General features: G+C 68.7%; 16 protein-coding genes and 2 riboswitches. Of the genes, 5 read left to right on the top strand and 11 right to left on the bottom strand.

The window, feature by feature from the left end; translation table 11 throughout:
• Positions 1 to 62 precede the first annotated feature (62 nt).
• The 5 genes from AWC14_RS01315 (at position 63) to AWC14_RS01295 (ending at position 7,635) form a co-directional block, all read left to right on the top strand.
• The gene (locus AWC14_RS01315) at positions 63 to 1,400 is read left to right on the top strand and encodes a hemolysin family protein (protein ID WP_045381174.1); all 1,338 of its coding nucleotides are present in this window, start codon (positions 63 to 65) and stop codon (positions 1,398 to 1,400) included.
• Positions 1,400 to 2,467 carry a hemolysin family protein gene (locus tag AWC14_RS01310; protein WP_428838928.1) on the top strand — a complete coding sequence of 356 codons (1,068 nt, stop codon included), beginning with the start codon at positions 1,400 to 1,402 and terminating at the stop codon, positions 2,465 to 2,467. The genes AWC14_RS01315 and AWC14_RS01310 overlap by 1 nt, the downstream gene beginning before the upstream one ends.
• Positions 2,460 to 3,323, top strand: coding sequence for a 3-methyladenine DNA glycosylase (locus tag AWC14_RS01305; RefSeq protein ID WP_428838927.1), 864 nt, complete (start codon positions 2,460 to 2,462; stop codon positions 3,321 to 3,323). The genes AWC14_RS01310 and AWC14_RS01305 overlap by 8 nt, the downstream gene beginning before the upstream one ends.
• A 62-nt stretch (positions 3,324 to 3,385) precedes the next feature.
• Positions 3,386 to 5,575 carry a malate synthase G gene (locus AWC14_RS01300; RefSeq protein ID WP_045381177.1) on the top strand — a complete coding sequence of 730 codons (2,190 nt, stop codon included), beginning with the start codon at positions 3,386 to 3,388 and terminating at the stop codon, positions 5,573 to 5,575.
• A complete protein-coding gene (locus tag AWC14_RS01295) occupies positions 5,575 to 7,635 on the top strand; it encodes a vWA domain-containing protein (protein ID WP_057003350.1) in 2,061 nt (686 codons plus the stop codon). Before AWC14_RS01300 ends, AWC14_RS01295 begins: the two co-directional genes overlap by 1 nt.
• Before the next feature lie 3 nt (positions 7,636 to 7,638).
• Here the strand turns inward: AWC14_RS01295 and AWC14_RS01290 are convergent, their stop codons facing one another.
• The 11 genes from AWC14_RS01290 to AWC14_RS01240 all read right to left on the bottom strand — a co-directional run bounded on the left by AWC14_RS01290 (position 7,639) and on the right by AWC14_RS01240 (position 17,141).
• Positions 7,639 to 8,010 (bottom strand): VOC family protein, encoded by a 372-nt coding sequence (locus AWC14_RS01290; protein ID WP_057003349.1) that lies wholly within the window; start codon positions 8,008 to 8,010, stop codon positions 7,639 to 7,641.
• Between the two features lie 10 nt (positions 8,011 to 8,020).
• Entirely contained in the window at positions 8,021 to 10,858 is a 2,838-nt protein-coding gene (gene gcvP, locus AWC14_RS01285; RefSeq protein ID WP_045383143.1) for an aminomethyl-transferring glycine dehydrogenase, read from the bottom strand.
• A 32-nt stretch (positions 10,859 to 10,890) separates the two neighbouring features.
• Positions 10,891 to 11,004: riboswitch (glycine riboswitch) on the bottom strand.
• A 2-nt stretch (positions 11,005 to 11,006) separates the two neighbouring features.
• Positions 11,007 to 11,104: riboswitch (glycine riboswitch) on the bottom strand.
• A gap of 31 nt (positions 11,105 to 11,135) precedes the next feature.
• Positions 11,136 to 11,759, bottom strand: a complete 624-nt coding sequence (locus AWC14_RS01280) for a MerR family transcriptional regulator (protein ID WP_045383145.1) — start codon at positions 11,757 to 11,759, stop codon at positions 11,136 to 11,138.
• 212 nt (positions 11,760 to 11,971) lie between these two features.
• Positions 11,972 to 12,466, bottom strand: a complete 495-nt coding sequence (locus tag AWC14_RS01275; protein ID WP_045383147.1) for a bifunctional nuclease family protein — start codon at positions 12,464 to 12,466, stop codon at positions 11,972 to 11,974.
• 119 nt (positions 12,467 to 12,585) lie between these two features.
• Positions 12,586 to 13,329: a transcriptional regulator FtsR gene (ftsR, locus tag AWC14_RS01270; protein WP_045383149.1), complete on the bottom strand. Its 744-nt coding sequence runs from the start codon at positions 13,327 to 13,329 to the stop codon at positions 12,586 to 12,588.
• Positions 13,329 to 13,799: a glycogen accumulation regulator GarA gene (gene garA, locus AWC14_RS01265; RefSeq protein ID WP_045383152.1), complete on the bottom strand. Its 471-nt coding sequence runs from the start codon at positions 13,797 to 13,799 to the stop codon at positions 13,329 to 13,331. The genes ftsR and garA overlap by 1 nt, the downstream gene beginning before the upstream one ends.
• A 213-nt stretch (positions 13,800 to 14,012) precedes the next feature.
• Positions 14,013 to 14,408, bottom strand: a complete 396-nt coding sequence (gcvH, locus tag AWC14_RS01260) for a glycine cleavage system protein GcvH (RefSeq protein ID WP_045383153.1) — start codon at positions 14,406 to 14,408, stop codon at positions 14,013 to 14,015.
• Between the two features lie 25 nt (positions 14,409 to 14,433).
• The gene (locus tag AWC14_RS01255) at positions 14,434 to 15,267 is read right to left on the bottom strand and encodes a DUF881 domain-containing protein (RefSeq protein WP_045383156.1); all 834 of its coding nucleotides are present in this window, start codon (positions 15,265 to 15,267) and stop codon (positions 14,434 to 14,436) included.
• Between the two features lie 12 nt (positions 15,268 to 15,279).
• Entirely contained in the window at positions 15,280 to 15,612 is a 333-nt protein-coding gene (locus AWC14_RS01250; RefSeq protein WP_045383160.1) for a small basic family protein, read from the bottom strand.
• 31 nt (positions 15,613 to 15,643) lie between these two features.
• Positions 15,644 to 16,555 (bottom strand): DUF881 domain-containing protein, encoded by a 912-nt coding sequence (locus AWC14_RS01245; protein WP_045383162.1) that lies wholly within the window; start codon positions 16,553 to 16,555, stop codon positions 15,644 to 15,646.
• Positions 16,548 to 17,141: a CDP-alcohol phosphatidyltransferase family protein gene (locus AWC14_RS01240; protein ID WP_045383164.1), complete on the bottom strand. Its 594-nt coding sequence runs from the start codon at positions 17,139 to 17,141 to the stop codon at positions 16,548 to 16,550. Before AWC14_RS01240 ends, AWC14_RS01245 begins: the two co-directional genes overlap by 8 nt.
• Between the last annotated feature and the right edge of the window lie 22 nt (positions 17,142 to 17,163).

Raw genomic sequence — 17,163 nt, 5'->3', positions numbered from 1 at the left:
GCGGAATCCGACGAGCCCGTTTCTAGACGGCCGGGCCGGCGGCCCGGCGGATTCGACTGCCGATGAACCTCGTCGTCACCCTGCTCAGCCTGCTGGCGATCGTGGTGCTCACGGCGGGCACAGCGATGTTCGTGGCCGCCGAATTCTCGTTGACCACGCTGGAGCGCAGCACCGTTGAGGCGAACGCACGCCACGGCTCCCGGCGCGACCGCTACCTGCGGCGCGCGCACCACACGCTGTCGTTTCAGCTGTCCGGCGCGCAGCTGGGCATCTCGATCACCACGCTGGTCACCGGGTACCTGACCGAGCCGCTGGTGGCCGAGCTGCCGCACCCGGCGATGGATGCGCTGGGTGTGCCGGACCGGATCGCCGACGCGGTGATCGCGTTCGTGGCGTTGGTGGTCGTCACGTCGCTGTCGATGGTGTTCGGCGAGCTGGTGCCCAAATACATCGCGATCGGCCGGCCGCTGCCGACCGCCCGTTTCGTTGCGGGCGCACAACTCTTGTTCTCGCTGGTGATGACCCCGGCGATCCGGCTGACCAACGGCACGGCGAACTGGATCCTGCGCCGGCTGGGCATCGAGCCCGCGCAGGAGCTGCGCTCGGCCCGTTCGCCGGCCGAACTGGTGTCGCTGGTGCGCAGCTCGGCGCGCAGCGGCGCCCTGGACCCGGTCACCGCGGCGCTGGTGCACCGGTCGCTGCAGTTCGGCACGCTGACCGCTGAGGAGTTGATGACGCCGCGGTCGAAAATCGTTGCGCTGCAAAAAGACAACACCGTCGCCGACCTGGTGGCCACCGCCACCGAGACAGGGTTTTCGCGCTTCCCGATCATCGACGGCGACCTGGACGAGACCGTCGGCATCGTGCATGTCAAGCAGGTCTTCGAGGTGCCGGCCGCAGAGCGGGCGCGCACACCGCTCACCGCCGTCGCGCAGCCGGTCGCGGTGGTGCCGTCCACGCTGGACGGCGACGCGCTGATGTCACAGATCCGGGCCAACGGCCTGCAGACGGCGCTCGTCGTCGACGAATACGGCGGCACCGCAGGCATGCTCACCGTCGAAGACCTGATCGAGGAGATCGTCGGCGACGTGCGCGACGAGCACGACGACACCACCCCGCACGTCGTGGCCGCCGGCAACGGGTGGCGGGTGTCGGGGCTGCTGCGCATCGACGAGGTGGCCGCCGCCACCGGCTACCGGGCCCCCGAGGGTGAATACGACACGATCGGCGGGCTGGTGCTGCGAGAACTCGGCCACATCCCGGTGGCCGGGGAAGCGGTGGAGTTGACGGCGTTCGACCCGGAGGGGCCCTCGGAGCGATCGGCCCGCTGGCGCGCCAAGGTGGTGCGGATGGACGGCCGGCGCATCGACCTGTTGGAACTCACCGAGGTTGGCCGTTGATGGCGGGAGATCTGGGCGACGTGCTCGCCATCCTGGCGACCATCCTGCTGGTCGCCGCCAACGCGTTTTTCGTCGGTGCCGAATTCTCGCTGATCTCGGTGCGCCGCGACCGGCTCGTGGCACTGGCCGAGCAGGGCAGGTCCAGCGCGGTCACCGTGATCCGCGCCGGCGAACAGCTGCCGCTGATGTTCGCCGGTGCCCAGCTGGGCATCACGGTGGCGTCGATCCTGCTCGGCCGGATCGGCGAGCCCGCCGTCGCCGACCTGCTGCAGGACTCGGTCGGCCTGCTCGGTCTTTCGGATGCCCTGCTGCACACCGCGTCGTTCGTGATCGCCCTCGCGATCGTGGTGACCCTGCACGTGCTGCTCGGCGAAATGGTCCCGAAGAACATCGCGATCGCCGGCCCGGAGAAGGCGGCGATGCTGTTGATCCCGGCCTACCTGGTCTACGTGCGGGCCGCCCGGCCCTTCATCGCGTTCTACAACTGGTGCGCCAGCGCGATACTGCGGGCGCTGGGGATCCCGCTGCGCGACGAGCTCGACGTCACGGTGTCCACCGTGGAGCTGTCCGAGATGATCGCCGAATCGGTGTCGGAGGGTCTGCTCGACCCCGAGGAGCACACCCGACTCACTCGCGCTCTGCAGATCCGCCACCGGGTAGTCTCCGACGTCGCGGTGCCGGTCACCGATATCCGGGCGGTGCCGGTGGCCGCCGCCGGGCGCGGGCCGACGGTCGAGGCCGTCGAGCAGGCGTTGACCGATACCGGCTACTCCCGGTTTCCGGTGACCGACGTCGACGGCGGCTTCATCGGCTATCTGCACATCAAGGACCTGCTGTCGCTGGATCTCGCGGACTCGCGTGGCGCGATCGACCCGGCGATCGTGCGACCACTGCCCGAGGTTCCCGAGACGATGCCGCTGCCCGAGGCGCTGTCGCGGATGCGGCGCAGCAAAAGCCATTTGGCGCTGGTCACCGGCGACGACGGGGCCGTCGTCGCGATGGTGGCCCTGGAAGACCTGGTCGAGGATCTGGTCGGCACCGTGCGCGACGGGACGCATCGTGTCTGAGCTGCTCGAACCCGATCAATGGATGCCCCGGGCGCAGGCCTATCGCGAGCGCATCGAGACCTTCCTGAGTTCGCATCGTCCTGGCGAGCCGCATCCGGTGTGGGACTTCTTGTTCAGCTACTACAGCCTGCGGCCCGGCCAGCTGCGCTGCTGGCATCCCGGCTATGGCGTGGTGTTGGCGGGCGACCGGGCGGTCCGCCGGTATCGCGGCCGCCGCGGCTACACCCTCTGCACCCGCGGGATCACGGTCAGCGACGCCTTCCTGCGCAGCCGACTGGACACGCTCCGGTTTGTGGCCCGGCTGCAGCGCGCGACCGCGCAGCGACCGGCCCGGCTGAACTGCTTCGGCCTGCACGAGTGGGCGATGGTGTACCGCTCCGGCGCCGTACGCCACGACCGGGTGCCGCTGCGGCTGGGCGCCGCGGGCACCGACGCCGTCGTCGACTCCGAGACCTTGCGCTGCACCCACTTCGACGCGTTTCGCTTCTTCACGGCCGAGGCGGCGGCGCGCAACGCCGGCGCACCCAGCCGCCCCACCCAGCCGGACTGGGAGCAGCCCGGGTGTCTGCACTCGAACATGGATTTGTATAAATGGTGTTACAAGCTGAGCCCGTTGATCGACTCTGAGCTGCTGCTGGACTGCCTGGAACTGGCCGCGGCGGCGCGCGAAGTCGACATGCGGGCCAGCCCGTATGACCTTCGCAGCTACGGGTACACCCCGATCGCCGTCGAGCACAGCGCCGGCCGCGCCGAGTACGTGCGTTGCCAGCGCGTCATCATGCTGCGCGCCGCTCCCCTGCGGGCGGCGCTGTCGGCCCGGTGTGACCTGCTGCTGCGGGCCGCCGGGTGCGGGTAATCAGGCTACTGGCCGGTAGGCTGACTTCATTGCCGAGTGCAGAGGAACCGAGGAGAAAAAAGATGACAGATCGCGTGCCGGTGGGGAACCTGCGCGTCGCCAAGGTGCTCTACGACTTCATCAACACCGAAGCTCTGCCCGGCACCGACATCGACCCCGACAGCTTTTGGGCCGGCGTCGACAAGGTGGTCACCGACCTGACCCCGCAGAACCGCGACCTGCTGGCGCGCCGCGACGAGCTGCAGGCCCAGATCGACAAATGGCACCGCCACCGCGTCATCGAACCGCACGACGCCGACGCCTACCGCCAGTTCCTCACCGAAATCGGCTATCTGCTACCAGAACCCGACGACTTCACGATCACCACCGCCGACGTCGACCCCGAGATCACCACCACGGCCGGGCCGCAGCTGGTGGTGCCGGTGACCAACGCGCGGTTCGCGCTGAACGCCGCCAACGCCCGCTGGGGCTCCCTGTACGACGCGCTGTACGGCACCGACGTCATCCCGGAAACCGACGGCGCCGAGCAGGGCAGCGGCTACAACAAGGTGCGCGGCGACAAGGTGATCGCCTACGCCCGCAAGTTCCTCGACGAGGCGGTGCCGCTGGAATCCGGGTCGTGGGCCGACGCGACGGGGCTGTCCGTCGACGACGGCCAGCTCAAAGTCGCCACCGACGACGGCTCGGTCGGGCTGGCCAGCCCGGAGAAGTTCGCCGGCTACACCGGGCAGCTCGGTGACCCCGACTGGTCGGTGCTGCTGGTCAACAACGGCCTGCACATCGAGATCCTGATCGACCCCGAGTCGCCGATCGGCAAGACCGACCGCGCCGGGATCAAGGACGTGGTTTTGGAGTCGGCGGTCACCACTATCATCGACTTCGAGGACGCGGTGGCCGCCGTCGACGCCGACGACAAAACCCGCGCCTACCGCAACTGGCTGGGCCTGAACAAGGGCGACCTGTCCGCCGAGGTGGACAAGGACGGTAAGACGTTCACCCGCGTGCTCAGCCAGGACCGCACCTACACCGCGTCCGATGGCAGCGAGTTCACCCTGCCCGGGCGGGCGCTGCTGTTCGTGCGCAACGTGGGTCACCTGATGACCAACGACGCGATCGTCGATGCCGACGGCAACGAGGTGTTCGAGGGCATCCAGGACGCGCTGTTCACCGGGCTGTGCGCGATCCACGGGCTGAAGGCCTCCGATGGCAACGGCCCGCTGAGGAACAGCCGCACCGGCTCGATCTACATCGTCAAGCCCAAGATGCACGGGCCCGACGAGGTGGCGTTCACCACCGAGCTGTTCAGCCGGGTCGAAGACGTGCTCGGGCTGCCGCAGAAGACCCTCAAGGTCGGCGTCATGGACGAGGAGCGGCGCACCACCGTCAACCTCAAGGCCTGCATCAAGGCCGCCGCGGACCGAATCGTCTTCATCAACACCGGTTTTCTGGACCGCACCGGCGACGAGATCCACACCTCGATGGAGGCCGGGCCGATGGTGCGCAAGGGTGCCATGAAGACGCAGCCGTGGATCCTGGCCTACGAGGACAACAACGTCGACACCGGTCTGGCCACCGGATTCGCCGCGCACGCCCAGATCGGCAAGGGCATGTGGACCATGACCGAGCTGATGGCCGACATGGTCGAGCAGAAGATCGCCCAGCCGAAGGCCGGTGCCAGCACCGCATGGGTGCCGTCGCCGACAGCCGCCACCCTGCACGCCATGCACTACCACTACGTGGATGTGGTTGCGGTGCAAAAGGAACTGGCCGGCAAGAAGCGCGCCACGATCGATCAGCTGCTGACCATCCCGCTGGCCACCAAGGAATTGGCCTGGGCGCCCGAGGAAATCCGCGAGGAGATCGACAACAACTGCCAGTCGATCCTGGGCTATGTGGTGCGCTGGATCGACCAGGGCGTCGGCTCGTCCAAGGTGCCCGACATCCACAACGTCGCGTTGATGGAAGACCGTGCGACACTTCGGATTTCGAGCCAGCTGCTGGCCAACTGGCTCAAGCACGGCGTGATCACCGCCGAGGATGTGCGCGCCGGTCTGGAGCGAATGGCGCCGATGGTGGACCAGCAGAACGCCGGCGACCCGGCGTATCTGCCGATGGCGCCCAACTTCGACGACAGCATCGCCTTCCTCGCCGCAGAGGAGCTGATCCTGTCCGGCGCCCAGCAGCCCAACGGCTACACCGAGCCGATCCTGCACCGGCGCCGCCGCGAATTTAAGGCCCGCTCGAGTGCCTGATGGGTAGGCACAGCATTCCGGACCCCGACGAGTCCGAGGGCGGACCGGCCGACGACTACGTCGAGCCCGGCGATCACGACACCGGTTGGCCCCCTGTCGATTCCGGGGGCACCCGGCGACGCTACGCCGATCAGGCGGCCGACGAGTACCCCGACGAGCTTCCCGACGACCCGGGCTACGCCGACTTTGACGAGTACCTCGAGGAGCCGGTGGATCATCGCTACGCGGATGCCGCCGACGAATCCGACGACTACCCGGATTTCGCGCGGCTGGCCGCGCAGCCGCCGACCCCGCCGCCGCGGCGCGGCGGCCATCGTGGCGCCGCCGACTGGGTGCGCCGCCACCGCAGCGACGGCGGACGGCGCGGCGTCAGCATCGGTGTGATCGCTGCGCTGGTGACCGTCGTCGTGGTGGTCGCCGCGGTCATTCTGTGGCGGTTCTTCGGGGATGCGTTGTCGCACCGCTCCCACACCGCCGCCGGGCGGTGCATCGCCGGCAAGGACACGGTCGCCGTCATCGCCGATCCGTCCATTGCCGAGCCGGTGGCCAAGCTCGCCGAACGCTACAACGCCACGGCGACGCCGGTGGGCGATCGCTGTGTCGCGGTCAGCGTCAAATCCGCGGGTTCGGACGCCGTCGTCAACGGGTTCGTCGGGAACTGGCCGGACGACCTCGGTCCGCGACCGGGCCTGTGGATCCCGGGCAGCTCGGTGTCGGCGGCCCGGCTGACGGCCACCGCGGGGCAGAAAACGGTCACCGACAGCCGCTCGCTGGTCAAATCGCCTGTGCTGCTGGCGGTGCGACCCGAACTGCAACGCGCGCTTGGCAGCCAGAACTGGTCGACGCTGCCCGAGCTGCAGACAAAACCCGACAGCCTGGCCGCGCTGAAGCTACCGGCGTGGGGATCGCTGCGGCTGGCGTTGCCGACGACCGGCAACGGCGACGCGGCCTACCTGGCGGCCGAGGCGGTGGCCGCGGCGTCGGCGCCGCGCGGTGCACCTCCCACTGCGGGCACCGGCGCCGTGCGCACACTGGTTGGCGCCCAACCGAAGCTGCCCGACAGCTCGCTGGACGAGGCGATGAAGGCCCTCCTCACATCCGGCGACCCGGCCGGCGCGCCGGTGCACGCCGTCGTCACCACAGAACAGCAGCTGTTCGCGCGCGGCCAGTCGGTTCCCGACGCATCCAGCACGCTGGCCTCGTGGCTGCCCCCCGGGCCGGCCGCCGTCGCCGACTATCCGACGGTGCTGCTCAGCGGTTCGTGGCTGTCGGAGGAGCAGGTGACCGCGGCCAGCGCGTTCGCCCGATTCATGCACAAGTCCGACCAGCTCAGCGAGCTGGCCAAGGCCGGTTTCCGCGCCGAGGGCGTCAAGCCGCCCAGCAGCGACGTCACAAGTTTCGCGGCGCTGCCGTCGACGCTGTCGGTGGGCGACGACGCAATGCGCGGCACCCTGGCCAGCACACTGAGCGCGCCGTCGAACGGCCCGGCCGCCACCATCATGCTCGACCAGTCGATGACCACCGACGAGGGCGGCAAGTCGCGGCTGGCCAATGTGGTTGCGGCACTTGACAACCGGATTCGCGCGCTGCCGCCGGGCTCGGTCGTCGGGCTGTGGACGTTCGACGGCAAGGAGGGCCGCACGGAGGTGTCGGCCGGCCCGCTGGACGATCAGCTCGACGGCCGGCCGCGCTCCGCCGCGCTGATCGCCGCGCTGGACAAGCAGTACTCCTCGGCCGGCGGGGCCGTCTCGTTCACCACGCTGCGGATGGTGTACCAGGCTGCGCAGGCCAATTTCCGTGACGGGCAAACGAATTCGGTGCTGGTGATCACGGCCGGCCCGCACACCGATCAGACGCTCGACGGCCCGGGTCTTCAGGACTTCATCCGGCGAAGCGCCGACCCGGCCAAGCCGGTGGCCGTCAACATCATCGACTTCGGCAACGATTCCGACCGGTCGACCTGGGAGGCCGTCGCGCAGCTGTCCGGTGGCAGCTACCAGAACCTGGCCACGTCGGCCTCCCCCGACTTGGCGACGGCGGTGAGCACCTTCCTGAGCTGAGCCTCAGCCGGGCGGCAGCTTCTGGGCGAATTCGATGACGTTGCCGTCGGGGTCGGCGATGTGCAGCGTCCGTTCGTGCCATGGCCGGTCGACCGGTCCCGTGAGGATCTCGGCACCCAGCCCGCGCAGCCGCTGCGCTTCGCTGTCGACGTCGTCGACCAAGAAGCCGATCTCGCTGCACGGCGGGGTGCCGCCCTCGCGGTCGATGAGCATCGGCAGCTTCGACCGCTCGAAAAGCGCGAACTTCGTGTTGTCGGTGGCGAATTCGACGTAGCCGTCACCTTCGATGCGCACCCGCAGACCGATCACGTCGCGGTAGAACGCCACCGACCGCTGCAGCGACTCGACGTAGTGGATGACGTAGTCGACGCGCATGCTCTACACGCTAGGCGTAGGCCTCCACCGGCGGGCACGAGCACACCAGGTTGCGGTCGCCGTAGGCGCCGTCGATGCGACGAACCGGCGGCCACACCTTGGGCCGGAAGGCCTTGCCGAGCGGATAGGCGGCCTGTTCCCGGGTATAGGAGTGCTCCCACCTGTCGACAAGCAGGCATTCGGCGGTGTGCGGCGCGCCGCGCAAGGGGTTGTCCTCGACCGACCAGTCCCCCGCGCCCACCTTGTCGATCTCGGCGCGAATCGCGATCATCGCCTCGCAGAAGGCGTCCACCTCGGCCAGGCTCTCGCTTTCGGTGGGCTCCACCATCAGCGTGCCGGACACCGGGAAGCTCATCGTCGGGGCGTGAAAACCGTAGTCCGCCAAGCGTTTTGCGACGTCGTCGACGGTCACGCCGGTGGCCTTGGTGATAGGCCGCAGATCCAGGATGCATTCGTGGGCGACCATGCCGTTCTCGCCGGTGTAGAGCACCGGGTAGTACTCGTCGAGCCGGCGGGCGATGTAGTTGGCGGAGGTGATGGCGCTCAGCGACGCTTTGCGAAGACCGCCGGCGCCCATCATCCGCAGGTAGGCCCAGGTGATCGGCAGGATCGACGCCGACCCGTACGGCGCCGACGACACCGGCCGGCCAGCCGGCAACTCCGGCACGAAGGGATGTCCGGGCAGGAACGGGGCCAGATGCGACCGCGCCACTACGGGCCCTACCCCGGGGCCGCCGCCGCCGTGTGGGATGCAGAACGTCTTGTGCAGGTTCAGGTGGCTGACGTCGCCGCCAAACTTGCCGGGCCGCGCCAACCCGACCAGCGCGTTGAGGTTGGCGCCGTCGACGTAGACCTGGCCACCGGCGTCGTGCACGGCCGCACAGATCTCGGCGATGTCGTGCTCGTACACCCCGTGCGTGGACGGGTAGGTGATCATCAGCGTCGACAGCCGGTCGGCGTGCTCGGCGACCTTGGCGCGCAGGTCGTCGAGGTCGACGTCGCCAGCGTGACCAGGATCGTCGCGGCAGTCGACGATTACCACCCGCAGACCGGCCAGCGCCGCGGACGCCGCGTTGGTGCCGTGCGCGCTGGACGGGATCAGGCAGACGTCGCGGTGCGGTTCGCCGCGGCTGGCGTGGTAGGCATGGATCGCCAGCAGGCCCGCGTACTCGCCCTGCGAACCGGCGTTGGGTTGCAGCGAGACCGCGTCGTAGCCGGTCAGCTGCACCAACCAGGTCTCCAGTTGCGCGATCAGCCGGCGCAGTCCCGCGGTGTCGGAAGCCGGCGCGAACGGGTGCAGCCGGGCGAACTCCGGCCAGGTGATCGGCTCCATCTCGGCGGCGGCGTTGAGCTTCATCGTGCACGACCCAAGCGGAATCATGCTGCGGTCCAACGCCAGATCCTTGTCGGCCAGCGCGCGCAGGTACCGCATCATCGACGTCTCGGTGCGGTAGTTGGTGAACGCGGGATGGGTCAGGAATTCCGACGAGCGCGTCTCGATCGTGGCGAACTTCGGCTCGGCGGCCCGCACGCCGAAGGCCTCGAGCACCGCGGCGACGTGGTCGTCGGTGGTGGCCTCGTCGCAGGACACCGACACGTGATCGTCGTCGACCCGCCACAGGTTGACGTTGTTCGCTTTGGCGGCGGCGATCACACCGTCGGCACGGCCCGGCACCCGCGCCAGCACGGTGTCGAAGAACTCCTCGTGCACCAGCGCGTCACCCAGTGCGGCGGCGATCTTTTCGGCGTGTGCATGCACCCGGCGGGCGATGCCCGCCAGCCCGTCCGCGCCGTGGTAGCTGGCGTACATCGCGGCCATCACCGCCAGCAGCACCTGCGCGGTGCAGATGTTCGACGTCGCCTTGTCGCGGCGGATGTGCTGCTCGCGGGTCTGCAACGCCAGCCGGTAGGCCGGCGTCCCGTCGGCATCGACCGACACCCCCACCAGCCGGCCCGGCAACTGCCGGGCATGCTTGGCGTGCACCGCCAGGTATCCCGCGTGAGGGCCGCCGAAACCCATTGGCACACCGAATCTTTGACTGCTGCCGAACGCGACGTCGGCGCCGATGTCACCGGGCGGGGTGATCAGGGTCAGCGCCAACAGGTCGGCGCCCACGGCCACCAGCGCGCCGCGCTCGTGGGCCTGGCTGATCAGCGCGGTCCAGTCGGTGATCCGGCCGCTGGCACCGGGTAATTGGGTGATCACGCCGAAGAACTCGCCGTCGGGCAGCCCGTCGCGCAGGTCGGCGGTGACGATCTCGATGCCCAGCGGCTCGGCGCGGGTCGCCAGCACCGCCGCGGTCTGCGTGAAAAGGTCGACGTCGACTGCCAACCGGTTCGAGCTGCCCTTGACGGCGCGGTGCATCAGCGTCATCGCCTCGGCGGCCGCGGTGCCCTCGTCGAGCATCGACGCGTTGGCGATCTCCAGGCCGGTCAAATCGGCCACCATCGTCTGGAAGTTCAGCAGGGCCTCCAGCCGGCCCTGGCTGATCTCCGGCTGGTACGGCGTGTAGGCGGTGTACCAGGCCGGGTTTTCCATGATGTTGCGCAGCAGCACCGGTGGCGTGAGCGTGTCGTAGTAGCCCTGGCCGATCATCGACACCGCGACGGTGTTGGCGTCGGCCATCTGCCGCAGCTCGGCCAGCGCTTCGGTCTCGGTGGCCGGCGGCGGCAGCCGATCCAGGCCGGGCGCGGCGCCGGACTCGGTCAGCGCATCGAGGATGTCGTTGGGCACCGCGCGGCGTGCGAGGTCGTCGAGCGAGTCGACGCCGATAACCTCGAGCATGCTCGCGACCGCTTGGTCGTCGGGGCCGATGTGCCGGTCGGCGAAAGTCGTGTGATCGGACACTGGGTCTCCTGACATGGGTAGAGGCTTGCGTGCCCTCTCCCTCTGTCGCTACCCCGCGCCGGGCGCCTGAGAGATTCGGCGCCGCTGTTGTCGGCGGGCGCCTTTCCCCGTCGGCGGGTGACAGTGTCACCGCTTTCCAGAGGCATCGTTATCTCGCGCGGTCCGGGTGCCTGAGAGGTTGACGGAGAGGTGTTGCTCCTTCGGCGTCCGTGGCTGGCCGCCACGGAACTCTCCCGCTCGAGCGCGATGCGGGGCCCAGTCTACCGGGAAAAGGGTGTCAGCCGATCTTGCGGTCGCGGTGCTTGCGACGGGAGGCCAACTCGTCCTCCGGGGCGGCGATCGACTCGCCACCGTCGGCGCGTTCGCCGGGGAAGTCTGCGATGGCTCCGGTCAGCTCACGCATCGCGCCGGAGACGGCGATGCCGAACACGCCCTGCCCGCCCTGCAGCAGGTCGACGACCTCCTCGGCCGAGGTGCACTCGTAAACCGTGGTGCCGTCGGAGAACAGCGTGATGTTGGCCAGATCCTGCACGCCGCGCTGGCGCAGGTGGTCGACGGCGACGCGAATGTTGTGCAGCGAGATACCGGTGTCGAGCAGTCGTTTGACGATCTTGAGAACCAGGATGTCCTTGAACGAGTACAGCCGCTGGCTGCCGGATCCGGCGGCGCTGCGGATCGACGGGACCACCAGCGAGGTGCGGGCCCAGTAGTCCAGTTGGCGGTAGGTGATTCCGGCGATCTGGCAGGCGCTGGGTCCGCGGTAGCCGACCAACTCGTCGGGCACCGAGTCGTCAGGGAACAGTCCGGCCTGCACGGGTTCGGCCGGTGCACCGGCCGAATCGTCCGGGGTGGCGGAGCCGGTCTCGAGGTCCAACTGATCCTGACGTGGTTGGTCGCCCACAGTACTTCCTCTCGCCGATCGCGCTCGTTCATGGCTGCCCGGCAGCCGCGTTTGCTCAGGCCGAGTGCTTGTGAGCATACGCTTTTCGACTCGCTGTCGTGTTGGCCGTCAACATCAAAGTATGGCCGTCGCGGCGATCACTCCATGCGATCCGGCGGGCGTGTCGAGGCCGAACTCCCAGATGAGACGCTTCCGTGATCTCAGATTACGGGTCAGGTGGCCTTGAAGTCGTCGGGCGACACGCTGTCCAGAAATTCCTTGAACTTCTCCACCTCGTCCTCGCGGACCGCGCTGCTGGGCTCCTCGTCGCTCTCGTCGGGAATCAGCAGACCCGCCTCGGCGAGCACCGCCTCTTCCACGTAAATCGGCACACCGACCCGCAGCGCGATGGCCACCGAGTCCGAGGGGCGCGCCGACACGGTGATGTTGCGGTCGAAGATCAGGTCGGCGTAGAAGGTGCCTTCCTGCAGGTCGACGATCCGCACCTCTTTGAGTGAATGCCCAAGCGCGGCTATGAGATCCCGGATCAGATCGTGGGTCAGCGGCCGCGGCGGCTCGACGCCCTGCTGCTCCAGGGCGATCGCCGCGGCCTCGGACTGGCCGATCCAGATCGGCAGATAGCGGTCACCGTTGGCCTCGCGCAGCAGCAACACCGGCTGGTTCTGCGGCTGCTCGACGCGAATGCCGACCACGCGAACTTCACCCATCTGTGTCTGCCCTCCGCAACATGCTGGCGTGTCCCACAGACCTGGTCCGGCGTCGCGGTGAAACCCCTCTGTCGTGGCCGTGCCGCCGCACACCAAGCTGTCGAGAAAAGTCTAGTCCTTTAACGGTGAAGAACGTCGCGCACGGCCGACTTGACCAACGACGTGTGCAACGTGATCGCCAGCGCGGCAACCTCACGCGCCAGATCGTCGGCGCGGTCGCGGGCCCCCGCCTTGCCGGCCTTGCCCGCCCCGAGCAGTGGCGCGGCGATTTGCGCGATGAGGTCGGATTGCCGGTCAGCCGCCGAGCGGAAGGCCCGCAGATGACGCGGCTCGACACCGTACTCCGACAACGCTCGCGCGCATTGCAGGATGACCACCGAGTGCTCGTCGAAAAAGCCGCCCGGCCCGGTGGTGATCACTCCGGCCTTGAGCAGCGCGGTCAGCAACGCCTCGTCCACCCCGGAGCGCTCCAGCAGGTCCTCGCGGCTCAGCCTTACCCGGGTGGGCCCAACCGCGGCCGGGTCGGGGCCGGGCGCGCCGTCGTTGACCGACACCAATCGCGGTACGCCGTAAGGCGATCCGGTTGGCGGCAGTTCGCCGTCGGGCTGTGCGTCCAGCTGTGCCTTGATCACCTTCAGCGGCAGGTACTGATCCCGCTGCGCGGTCAGAATGAACCGCAACCGCGCGCAGTCGTAGGCGGTGAACCGGCGATACCCCGACGCGGCGCGTTGCGGCGTCACCAGGCCCTCGGCCTCCAGGAAGCGGATCTTAGAGATCGTCACATCCGGGAAGTCGGGTCGCAGCGCTTCGAGAACCGCTCCGATCGACATCCCGGCCGGCCCGGGGGTATCCGGCGCCGTCACTAGCTTCCCGGTCCCCCGTCGTCACCGGGCTTCGGGCCGGTCAAGAACACCAAGCGGAACTTGCCGATCTGAACTTCGTCGCCGTTGGCCAGTACCGCCGAATCGACCGGCTCCCGGTTGACATAGGTGCCGTTGAGGCTGCCGACGTCGACGACGTGGAACTCGTCGCTCTCCAGCCGGAATTCGGCGTGCCGACGGCTCACGGTGACGTCGTCGAGGAAGATGTCGCTGTCGGGATGGCGGCCGGCCGAGGTGACCGGCTGGTCGAGCAGGAAGCGCGACCCCGCGTTGGGTCCGCGTTTGACGACCAGCAACGCCGAACCGGCCGGCAGCCCTTCGACGCCGGAAACCGCGCTCTCGGCGCCCGCTTGCGCGGGAGCATCCAGCTCATTGAGGAAGTCGGCCCGGAAGACGGATGTCGTCTCCACCGTCACTTCATCAGAGGTCTGGTCGTTGTCCTTCTCCGTCACCCGCTGCTCCTCACTGGCCGCTGTGGCGCTGTCTGATCGGGCCCGGCCGGCCGGTTTCCCACCTGCATCACCGTCGATGTGTCGACCGTACCGCGCACAGGTCCGCAATGTGCCCACCACCGCCGGATCGGCGGCGGCGTCTGATTGCCCGGCTCCTCCTCGCGCCGCATCACGGCGCGCATCGTCGCCGGGCGCATGGCACCCTAACAATTCTCATTCGGTCAGCGTGCCGCGGTAGGCCTCGGCATCCAGCAGCTCGGCGAAGCCCGCGTCGATGGCCGCGCCGTCGAGCTGGAGATCCAACAACCAACCCGCGCCATACGGGTCGGAGTTCACCAACTGCGGGCTGCCTTCCAGATCGCCGTTGACGCCAATGACTTTCGCCGAGACTGGCGCGTAGAGATCCGACACCGACTTGGTCGATTCCACTTCGCCGAAGGATTCGCCCGCGGTGAGGTCGGTGCCCACGTCGGGCAGCTGCACAAACACCACGTCGCCGAGCGCCGACTGCGCGAAGTCGGTGATCCCCACCCGCACAGTGTCGTCGCCGGTGCGGCGAACCCACTCGTGCTCGGCGGTGTAATGCAGGTCCGGCGGGATATCGCTCACGGTGTTCCTTTGCTTCGCTGGCGGCTCACTTGACGGGCTGAGCGTATTGGCGTGGTTTTGGTTGTCGCAAGGCGGTGACGTCCACGCGGTCGGCTTGTTGCACCGACATCGTGCCGCCAACGCGTTTGACGCTGTCGACGGCGCCGCCGGGAATGTTCATCGCGGCGGCCAACGTCGGCGCATCACCAATGGCCAGAATCGAATACGGCGGCGACAGGGTTTTGCCGTCGATGGTCAGCGCGCCGGGTGCACCGATCACCCAGGTGTCGACACCGACCCGCACCGCCTGCTGCCGGTCCCGGATTTCCAGGGCTTCGGCGCCCGCGGCCCGTAGTTCGTTGATTACGTCGAGCATCGCCTCGGGCGCAACCCCCGGACCCGGGTCCTCGATCGTCACGGTGACGCCGGGACCGGTCGCACCGACGGTGCCGATCAGGATCGACAACGCCGCGAGCCTGGCCTGGGCGTTTTCGATGGCGGCCTGGTCGCTGCTGCCCGAAGCCTGTAACGCCGTCAGCGTCCGTTGCAGCTCGGCCACCTCGGTGTTGAGCGTGGCCTCGCGTTGCCGCAGCGAATCCAGCAGCACCAGCAGATCGGCCGGCCTGGCGGTGTCCAGTGCATCCCCGGATTCGTTCTGGCGCACCTGGGTGACGATCGCGACGCCCAGCAGCAGACACAACAGGGCGGCCAGCGCGCCGAACAGCGTGCGGCCACGTCGCAGCAGCCCCGAAAACCCGCGCGGCTGAAGCTGACCGATCTCGGGGCGCGGGTGGTGCGGCGGCAACTCGTGCCGGCCATGGTGCTCACCCTCGCCCGTATCCGGCTGGGGCGCTGCGTCTTTGGCGTCGGAGTCGCTCATTGCGTCCTAATGTCAGGCCCCGAACAGCCGACGCCGCAGCGCGGCCGCGTTACCGAAGATGCGGATGCCCAGCACGACGATGATCGCCGTGGATAGCTGTGTGCCGACGCCCAATTGGTCGCCGACGTAGACGATCAGCGCGGCCACCAGCACGTTGAACACGAACGACACCACGAAGACCTTCGGGTCGAAGATGCGTTCCAGATAGGCCCGGAGTCCGCCGAATACCGCGTCGAGCGCGGCGACGACGGCGATGGGCAAATACGGTTGGATGGCCTCCGGCACGCTGGGGTGAAAGACCAGCCCCAGCACGATGCCTACGACCAGCGCCGAGACACCGATCATCGACGACTGTCTCCTGCCGTTGACGTTTTCTTCACGAAGACCCAATCTGTTTGGCGAACTTGACATCTCGGACCGTGCCGGCGGGCAATGTGAGTCCGTCGCGGGCGCTCACATTCACACCCACACCATAGGAGGCCTCCAGCAGCCGCAGGCGGTGCAGCCCCGGGCTGCGGTCGAAGGCGTCCTGCATGGCGTGCGGCGGCCCCACCGCGAGGATCGTGTACGGGCTGCCGACCGGGTTATTGTCGACCAAGATCGCGCCGCCCGCCTGGCGGATGGTCACGTTGGGCCCGATCCGCACATTGCCGACGGCGACCGCCTCGGCGCCGCTGGCCCACAACGAATTGACGACGAGCTGCAGGTCGCGGTCCAGGATGATCTGCCGGCTTCCGGCGACCCGCTGCTTGGAGACGTCGGAGAGGTTGGGCCCGGCGCCGGGGTCGGTGACCGTCACGGCGAGCCCCGGCCCGATCACCGGCCCGCTGGCGGCGGCCAGGCTGAGCGCGTCGAGGCTGGCCAGGAGCCGCTGGCCCTCGGCGTCATCGACGAGGGTGCGCCGCTGAACGTCGTCGACCTGTGCCGCCAGCGCGTTGCGGCGCGCGCTCAGCTCACCCGTGGATGTCTCCTCGGCGCGCACACTGCGCAACAGCACCTGCTGGGCAGAGCTCACGCCGGGGGCCACCAGCCGGGCCTGGGCGACGGCCGCGGCGAACACCGCCGCCACCAGCAACGCCGCCAGCGCCTGCCAAACCCAGCCGGTCACCCGGGTTCGCGGCGCATCGGAGCGCTCGCGACGGGCGGCAGCCGCCGCATAGCCGGGATCCAAGTGCTCGGACAGCAGCGCGCGCAGCAGCGACGGCACCGGGATGAGCTGCGGGCGCCCCGCCTCGTGCACGTTGCGGCCGGCATCGGGGTCGTAGCCGCCCAGCGACGGGTTACCCATGGGCGCCCCCGGCTTGCACCCGGGGCAGCCGGCGTACCACCAACACCATCTGGGCCACGTACAAGACGAACGACCACAGGTACATGTAGAGACCCCAGATCAAAAACGCCCAGCCGCAGGCGAGTATGACCCGGCTCCATTGTGCGTCCCACTGGCCCAGCAGAATCAGCGGGAAGGCCGACATCAACGCGAACGTCGCGGCCTTGCCGATGTACAACACGGGCAGCGCCGTGAACCCGCGGGTGCGCAGCACCGGCAGCTCGGCGGCCAGCAGCGCGTCGCGCGCGAACAACACCGCGATGATCCACCAGGGCACGATGCCGCGCAGCCCGAACGCGATTGGAATGGTCACCATGTAAAGCCGGTCGACCGCCGGATCGAGCAACTCCCCCAGCCGCGACGACTGGTCCAGCAGCCGGGCGATCTTGCCGTCGGCCCAGTCGGACGCGCCGCTGAACACCAGGATCGCCACCGCCCAGGCGTCGGCGTGCGCCACCAGCAGCAGATAGTAGAAGACCGGGATCAGCGCCAGCCGGATCACGCTCAGCGCGTTGGGCACCGTGAGGACCCGATCGGCGCGCTCCATGAGCCGAGACCCTAGCTGGGCG

Source organism: Mycobacterium kyorinense (assembly GCF_002101735.1).
Taxonomy (GTDB): domain Bacteria; phylum Actinomycetota; class Actinomycetes; order Mycobacteriales; family Mycobacteriaceae; genus Mycobacterium; species Mycobacterium kyorinense.
This window is presented reverse-complemented; position numbering and strand designations above follow the sequence as displayed.

What these genes read in the sequence shown, in the direction of transcription:
- AWC14_RS01290 (WP_057003349.1), bottom strand. Translation starts at nt 8,010, where the DNA reads ATGCGCGTCGACTACGTCATCCACTACGTCGAGTCGCTGCAGCGGTCG.
- AWC14_RS01315 (WP_045381174.1), top strand. Translation starts at nt 63, where the DNA reads ATGAACCTCGTCGTCACCCTGCTCAGCCTGCTGGCGATCGTGGTGCTC.
- AWC14_RS01275 (WP_045383147.1), bottom strand. Translation starts at nt 12,466, where the DNA reads ATGGGTGAAGTTCGCGTGGTCGGCATTCGCGTCGAGCAGCCGCAGAAC.
- AWC14_RS01310 (WP_428838928.1), top strand. Translation starts at nt 1,400, where the DNA reads ATGGCGGGAGATCTGGGCGACGTGCTCGCCATCCTGGCGACCATCCTG.
- AWC14_RS01245 (WP_045383162.1), bottom strand. Translation starts at nt 16,555, where the DNA reads ATGGGTAACCCGTCGCTGGGCGGCTACGACCCCGATGCCGGCCGCAAC.
- AWC14_RS01295 (WP_057003350.1), top strand. Translation starts at nt 5,575, where the DNA reads ATGGGTAGGCACAGCATTCCGGACCCCGACGAGTCCGAGGGCGGACCG.
- AWC14_RS01300 (WP_045381177.1), top strand. Translation starts at nt 3,386, where the DNA reads ATGACAGATCGCGTGCCGGTGGGGAACCTGCGCGTCGCCAAGGTGCTC.
- AWC14_RS01255 (WP_045383156.1), bottom strand. Translation starts at nt 15,267, where the DNA reads ATGAGCGACTCCGACGCCAAAGACGCAGCGCCCCAGCCGGATACGGGC.
- AWC14_RS01250 (WP_045383160.1), bottom strand. Translation starts at nt 15,612, where the DNA reads ATGATCGGTGTCTCGGCGCTGGTCGTAGGCATCGTGCTGGGGCTGGTC.
- AWC14_RS01240 (WP_045383164.1), bottom strand. Translation starts at nt 17,141, where the DNA reads ATGGAGCGCGCCGATCGGGTCCTCACGGTGCCCAACGCGCTGAGCGTG.